Origin of the sequence: Pseudomonas sp. CAU 1711 (assembly GCF_039888625.1) — a bacterium.
GTDB lineage: Bacteria > Pseudomonadota > Gammaproteobacteria > Pseudomonadales > Pseudomonadaceae > Aquipseudomonas.
The window spans coordinates 1-7138 of sequence record NZ_JBDQQT010000027.1; the positions used below are offsets into that span (position 1 = coordinate 1).

A 7138-nucleotide genomic window follows, 5' to 3' on the forward strand; every position below is an offset into this window, starting at 1 on the left:
GTCTGCTTGCGCTTGCCGGCGTACTCGGCATCGGCGAAGGTCATCTGCTTCATCGGGAAACTCGGGCAACGGGATCGGCGTATTTCACCAGATTCGGGAAGTCTTCTTCAGAATTTCCTTAGCTGGACATTCGCCATGAGAGGGCGGCAGCGAAAGCAGCTACATTGGCTGGCAGGTTGTCGGTAAGTCCGGCAGATGATGGGTGTGGTCATGATTGGTACTCATGTCGGGCGAGCCTGCGTTATGCATGCGCTCGCGTGTTGTTTGACCGATAGCCTGGTCATGCGCGAGCAGACCGAAGCAGCGGCGAATATTTGTCTCGACAGGAGGTGATGCCAGTGAGGACGATTGAGATCGTGCAGCGCGGCCACGGTGTCTTGCTTGGCAAGGAACCATGGGCAGGGAGTGGGGTACGACTGGTATCAAGGCGACGTGGCGTATGACTCTCGATCTCAAGAGAGTTGGGCCAGCGTTGAAGAGGGACGGTGTCCCGAGTACGTGTCGTGTCCAAGCAGGACTGCGTTGCCGCTTAGGTAGAGAGGGTTGGTGCCCTCTGTGCCTATCACCTTGCGGCGGCGGCAGTCTATCACGTTGCTTGATGGTGCAACGCTTTTGCCTCGGATAGTCGATGGGTGGCGCTTGTCCGGGCCGTATCAATAAGCAGGTTTGGCCCGTGTGTTGCTCGAAAAATTGTCGACACCCAAAAGAAAAACCCCTGAATTTCTCTAGGAGAATCAGGGGTTTATTTGGTGGAGCCGGGGGGATTTGAATCCATAGACACAAATACCCGGCTCAAATCAGCGTTTCAGGCACTTGGCCTCGGAAAACTGATTTGTAGGATCTCACTCAGTCGTTAAGTAGTATAGGAACCTTGAGTCTTCCGTCAAGAGCGCATCCAAATCGATTTTTACTTCAAAGGCTTAGCGCGGTACAGGGAGGGTGTTTGGGGTTCAAATCCTTTCTGGGGAGTTGAACTGGCTGGATTGATCAAGGCGTTTTTGGTTCAGGTGGTTGCCCCAATCAGTCCTCTAAACGCTTGCTCATGTCGTCATGCGACAGGTCGTGCAGCCAGTTCTGCCTAGTTGCCTGCTCAATCATCCGTAACATTCTGCGCTTTTCCAAAGGTATCCCAGTGTCCGACCAGTTCATCAATGCGGTCTGGAATACGTTCAGTTTTGCTCAGCACTAGGCAGCGCGTTGAGCCAACGTATTCCTCGACTAGATAAAGGGAGTCACCAACATCTACACCGAGCTCTTGGAGGACCTCATCGGGAATGCGAATGGCGCCATCACCATCCCAATCCTCGATCACGACTTTTAGCGTTTTCATGTAAATACCTTGCTCCAATTTCGGCTTGCCAGTGTCTGGCAGGCTTCTCGCGTGCCGCCAAAGCATCTCCGAGATACTGTCTGCATGTCGGCTTCAGTGACATAAGTGATGCTGTTCCCATCCTGGTCAATCAGCACGCCCCCTGCGCCAATTAGCAGCGCATGACCTGCAGCCACATCGTGCGCTGAAACCGGCACAAGCGATACGCCTGCATCCCCATCACCTGCTGCGACACGTGCCAACCGATAGGCGATGCTGGGCATCGCCACAAAGCAACCTGGTGAGCACAATTCAGAATTGATTTCGGGCTTGTCCGTTGCTGCAGTGCTGACCATAACTCGGCTGTCTTGATTCCATTTCTTTTGGGCGAGTGTGGCGTTAATGGGGCTTCCATTGCGAAGCACACATGGTGACCCTTTTGCCCATGCGACGCAGTCAGAATCACCATCCGGCAAAACAGGGGCGTAGACCACGCCAAGCACCGGTTGGGCACCCTCAAGCAAGCCGACAGATATGGCAGAGCCTTTGTGGCCTTTCAGAAAGTCTGCAGTCCCATCATTGGGGTCAACAACCCAGCAATACCTGGCTCCTGTGAGCCTATGGCCTGTTTCCTCGCCCCAGAAATCGCAGTCCAGCAGTTGCAGTAGCCCAGGCCTCAGCAGTGACTCGATTTCAATATCGACTTCAGCTTTATCGCCGGAGCCGCGAGGCCCCTCTGGGCGCTGCCATTCAGTAATGAGCAGCAGGCCAGCGTCTTCGACTAGTTGGATGACCTTTGCAAGGAGTCTTTCGTAATCCATAGGGTCCAGCATTGAGTGTTCGCTTTCTGCTTGAGGGCGCGAATGGTTGGACGTGAACTCATCAGTTCCCATGGCGCGATTTCCAGAGACTGAACTCGGATGGCCGTAATCCGTAACGCGCTAGCACCCCTTCGTGCAGCCGTCGGAGCTCTTCAACGATCAGGGCTTGTACTTCTGGCTGCTCAGTGTCTGAAACATGCTCTGCTACAGCGCGTTGAATGCAGGCCAGTGGATCAAGCTCCGGATGAGTGACGACCTCGCGAATGGTCGATTTGATGAAGTCCCGCCAGGTCAGTCGAAGTGGGTCTGGTTCAGCAAGGTCTTGCTTGATTGCCAGGTACTCCTGCGTTGAGCGTTCGTAGGCCCAGAGGTACAGGTCGCGCAGTAGCTCTACCCGGGTCATTTCGTAGACGCCTAACGTGGCGCGGCTGTAGGCCTGTTCGGGTACATCCAGAAATGTCAGCGGGCATAGGTTTGCACGAAACAGTGGCAGGTTCGCTGCCAGTCTGGAGGTGCGCTTGTTGATGTCGGCAAAGGGCTGCAGGTAGGGCAGGTGCACCATCATGAAGAACGACTGCTCGAACGGATCAGCAATCTGATTGGCCTTGTTGAGCAGAACCTCCAGGGTGTCCTCAATCTGCTGGGGTGTTGAGAGAGGGCGATAGGTGCTTTTCCCAATGTCGACGGCATGCTGCCGGATGCGGCCTTCATCTGCAGGATTTGGAAGCAGGTTCTCGGCCAAGGAGCTGTGCAGGTTCATCAATGTGTAGCGGTTGAGCTCTGCACTTTCGATGTTCTCGACCAACAGCTCGATTGCCGTTTTATGGTTCAAGATCATCTGTGTTTCGATAGCTGCTTTGCCTTGTGCGGCCTTGCCATGCTCAATGAGCTGTCGAGTATCGAGTCGCGAGTAGGTGTTCCCCTCTAGGTGACTAGAAGCCCACGACAAATCGATCAGCAGGCGATTCAGAACTGCACGGCTGTAGGTGCCTGCGGGCTCCACGGTATCCGTGGTTTTACCCATCCTGTGCAGTTGGCGCCGCAAGGATTCAGGCAGGTAGCTCGTTACGTTCGGCTGGTAGGTGTCTAGAAAGTCGCGCTGGTAGCCAACGGGCTTGCGCGCTTCAGGTGGCTGGTTGATGTAAGCGAGGATATCTCGGCTGTCTGCCGACAGCGGGATAAAGGACGGAAAGCTATCAGTGTCCAGGGCGCTGGTTTCTGCCCGGATAGCAGTTCCGAAATAGCGCCGTGCTCTACCTTCACCCTGCGCTGAGATTTGACCGCTTTCTATCAGCTTTGCAATCAGTCGCTGCGCTGTCCTCCGAGCAATGTCGGGGTGTTTGGCCAATAGCTCAGTCAGCGTAAGTCCGTTCCCAGATGCCTGGATACTGTTGAGTATGTCTGTGGAGGAGGGCATAGCTTCGCTGGCGCCGTTTGAATGCTGTTGGCGCAATTCTGGCGCAGTTTTCTGAACTGCGCCAATTGATGCGACGTATTTGGCGCAGTTCCAGGCGATCTGCGCCATCGCAAGTGGTGAGGGGCTGAGCGAGGGGCGTAGTTCAGATGTGCTAGGGCCCAGGATATTGGTGCGACCCATGGCCACTGAGCCTTAGTTACTGAGATGGAAGGCTACCTTGGGAGGGAAATAAAAAACCGCCCACAAGAGGCGGTTTCTTATTGGGTGATTCCCCATAACGGCATGTTACGAAGCATCTCCCGGGCGAAGGAGTGCTGACCCACTTACCTTCCACAGCCTACATGGCTGAATTTCTGCATTTAGCAGGACCTTTCCCGAGGGATCGGTACATTTTCTCTAAACAGCCTACATGGCTGAGATGGCCTCAGTCAGAAGGCCATTTACGTGGAGCATTCGGGTTTGTAGGCCGAGGCCATCCCAACCTTTTTCTAAGCTGCCCAGATGGCAGTAAAGGGTAAAGCATTCTCGCGTTCAGCCACCCGCTGGGTGGTGAAGGTAATACGCTCGAAAGCGTCTCATCATCTCTAAGCTGCCTACATGGCAGTGAAGTCCGCGAGAACAATTTCATCTTACGGGGCTGTCTACTGGTCGTCAATAGATGAGAATGAAAATTAATTAGTGCATCAAGTGTACTAAGTCGACGGCCGTCTCATCCCCTTATCCGTTGGCCTTGGCCGCAGGTCTGCACCCTTATGCCTCCTGGCTGTTATCGAATCGGAAACACGGACGGAGCAAGGTCTATGGACCCGGTGTCGAAAGGCGTCCCGAGCATGAGGGGCCGGTTAAGCTTGAGTGGAACCGACTGTTTGAGTCGCTCCTGTTTGCCCAAGGCGAGCCAGTGGTATTCCAGGGAGTATCGGCATTGATGTTTTGGCGCAGTTCTCGTCGATCTGCGTCACTGCGAAGTGGAGGGCGACCCAGTTGCCTCGTGTGACGGTGTTATTGACATTGGTGTGTCCATGACCGATGCACATTTGTCGAGGCCCCGTTAGCACGGACACTTTCGAGTATGCACACGTCGAACTCGCGGTGCGCACGCTTGAGGCGAAATGCGATCCTCGTCTTGATCTGGTGCGAAACATCTCTGCTGGGGGGAGTGTCCCTTGCGTACGGCGCCAATGTGGAGCCCCGCTCTGTTCAGTTGTGCAGACAGAGCTCAACGATTTTTTGAAGGATCGAGGTCTTGGCCGACTCCCGGAGCTTCACTATGTCGAAGGTGAACGTAGAGAAGAACATCTCACCCAGCGGGTGGCTCAAGACGGGAACCTTCGCTCCGGAATCGTTCGTGATTACTACGTTGTAGACGAGGCTCTGCTTCGGGATGGTGTTGTTGGCTGCTTTGTTAGACGCAACAAAGAACCAGGCCCCTTCAGTACCGTTTTCCTGGATGAAGATGCTATGGCGCTGTTTTTGCCTGGTTGGCGTGAGGTAGTACGGGAGGGCAGATATTTGGATGCCAACCTCTCGTGACGGTGGTATGCCGTTGTCCTGACGCTCTTGGTTGTCGAACAGGGTGTTCCCGATGATCGAGGGTATCCGGTCGGTTCTGTATGCGTTTAGCCAGGCGTTAGTTTCTTTGTCGCGGATCAGGAACGCCCCATCCCAAATGACATCGAATGGCTTCGCATCGCCTTTACCGAGAGTGGTACTGAGCTTCTTGAATTCGTAGTTGAATTCCCCCTTGGAGGCCTCGTCGTATCGGCGCGATTGCTCAATTTTGATTGTCTCGCCGGCAACGGATACATCCAGAACCTGGATATAGACGTTCTCCTTCCAGTCTCTCCGGCAACTCATCAGCTCTAGGGACATTGTGGGCAGCGTTGCTTCGCTGATGGTTACGGCTTTGTCCTTATGGATTGCCTCTTTCAGGGCCAGCTCCTGCAGGGACTTTTCGACTGCCGCCTCAGATGGAAGCTTGCTGGCGACTACGTTGAACCCCTGGCAGATGCTACCGATAGACTGGGCGAAGCGATGTAGTTTCACCGACGTGTAGTAGTCGAACTCTGCTGTGGGATTGCGTTGCTTGGCAGCAAGAGCCTGCCAGAAGGAGTTGAAGGACTCGTCGATGGAGGTTTCAAAGATGCTGGATCCGTTCTTGCTCCCCCCAACGGTTTTGACCTTCTCACTAAGAACCAGATAGTTCGTTGTGCCCACATTCAGTTGCGTGGGGTCTGGAAGGGAGTCGGCGGCCAGCACTTTTGATGCTCCAAACCTGTCGACGAGCTCGCTGATGAAGCCAAGTCGGGCCTCATCACTTGAATAGCTCGTGACAGTGTCGAGCAGCCAAAGTGGGTTGGACATGGTCGGAAGTCCTTCCAGGAAGGCTTTGACCTGGTGAGTGGCTTCGTACACGACAGGGATAAACTCAACCCCTGACAGATTCAGTAAGCGCTCGATTCGATTGATACAGTCGGTTTGATGGTAGTTGATGCTGTTTTCATAGCGATCGCAGGCCTTGGCATTTTCATTGTTCGTGGCGAAGGCCATGTAGTTGCGATCACTGTTCGTTGTCGCGCTGAGCCGGCGGGTGCGCTCGAATCGCTTCCCGGCCCAGTCGAACATAAGCTCGCCGCTGTCTGTGATCGATCGGCTGATGGCGTCCTGTGTGGTGGAGCATTCCATGACCACTCGATTGAGCTTAATGGCGAGCTCCTGTTCTTTGGAGAAGAACAGGTCGTACGCCAGTGCATCGAAGACAAATTTTCCGTCCTTGGATGTGCGGCTCAGCATCAGTCCAATGTACAGGTCAGCATTGAATTCGACCGGGGCAATTTCATAGTGCTTGTCCACGTCCATGAGGAACGAAAGTTTGAGTTTCAGGTCCAGCAGGGCTTGAATCGCGTAGAGAGGATTCAGCGAATGCTCAGCGATGACCTCGCGAACCTGACCAGGCTCTGGGGGCAGGGCGCTCAGATATAGGAAACCGAAAACCCCCTTTCTCGCGTTGAATTTGCTGTAGTGCACTTTGGTTAGGGCAGAAAGGCCAAGCTTCTTGCGGATGAAGTCTTTGATGGTCGCATCAACGCGCTGGTAGTACCTCTCGGTCCTCTCGTCAGAGTTACGGGTTACCTCAACCACGGCCGCCTGAATATGCCCAACCCCTTCGGTGCGGGCCGACAAGCGATCAATGATGGTCTCCAGGTCGCCAGGTAGCTTCAGCATGTTGGTGCGGGCCTTGGCGGCTGCTCCTGGTTCCAGGACGTTGAAAAGGGTCATTCCGCGCTCCTTAGCAGCTGTTCCAGAGTAGGGTTGATCATCAAGCGGTCATCGACTTTAAAGATGCGATTCTTGTCCTTGGTAGGGACGTAGCTAGTGATCGTCTTGAAAGCGTTTAGGAAGTGGATTGACTCCCCGAAATTAAACTCGCGCTCGGCATTTAGATCGTTGTGGTTGGGTTGCGTGTTGACATAGGGAAGGTCTGAAGTAGAGCGGTTTTTCTGGCTGACTTCGGCCTTCGCCAATTTTGAAAGCGGCCAGTGGGTCAAAATCGACCAGATGGCTCGCTCATTTCGGTGTTTCTGGCCGCCGCAA

At 54.3% G+C, this 7138-nt stretch carries 5 protein-coding genes; all 5 read right to left on the reverse strand.

What is annotated here, in order from left to right:
- Positions 1–1090: 1090 nt before the first annotated feature.
- Positions 1091–1330, reverse strand: coding sequence for an AbrB/MazE/SpoVT family DNA-binding domain-containing protein (locus tag AAFN46_RS20375; RefSeq protein ID WP_347810521.1), 240 nt, complete (start codon positions 1328–1330; stop codon positions 1091–1093).
- Positions 1327–2130, reverse strand: coding sequence for an inositol monophosphatase family protein (locus AAFN46_RS20380; protein ID WP_347810525.1), 804 nt, complete (start codon positions 2128–2130; stop codon positions 1327–1329). Before AAFN46_RS20380 ends, AAFN46_RS20375 begins: the two co-directional genes overlap by 4 nt.
- Before the next feature lie 61 nt (positions 2131–2191).
- Positions 2192–3727, reverse strand: a complete 1536-nt coding sequence (locus tag AAFN46_RS20385; RefSeq protein ID WP_347810522.1) for a Fic family protein — start codon at positions 3725–3727, stop codon at positions 2192–2194.
- A 1017-nt stretch (positions 3728–4744) separates the two neighbouring features.
- Positions 4745–6823: a hypothetical protein gene (locus AAFN46_RS20390; protein WP_347810523.1), complete on the reverse strand. Its 2079-nt coding sequence runs from the start codon at positions 6821–6823 to the stop codon at positions 4745–4747.
- On the reverse strand, positions 6820–7138 hold a 319-nt coding region (locus AAFN46_RS20395), incomplete at its 5' end, for a hypothetical protein (RefSeq protein ID WP_347810524.1). The genes AAFN46_RS20390 and AAFN46_RS20395, both read right to left, overlap by 4 nt.

Bases quoted from the DNA above. Each gene is read 5' to 3' on its own strand.
- AAFN46_RS20375 (WP_347810521.1), bottom strand. From the start codon at position 1,330: ATGAAAACGCTAAAAGTCGTGATCGAGGATTGGGATGGTGATGGCGCC.
- AAFN46_RS20380 (WP_347810525.1), bottom strand. From the start codon at position 2,130: ATGGATTACGAAAGACTCCTTGCAAAGGTCATCCAACTAGTCGAAGAC.
- AAFN46_RS20385 (WP_347810522.1), bottom strand. From the start codon at position 3,727: ATGGGTCGCACCAATATCCTGGGCCCTAGCACATCTGAACTACGCCCC.
- AAFN46_RS20390 (WP_347810523.1), bottom strand. From the start codon at position 6,823: ATGACCCTTTTCAACGTCCTGGAACCAGGAGCAGCCGCCAAGGCCCGC.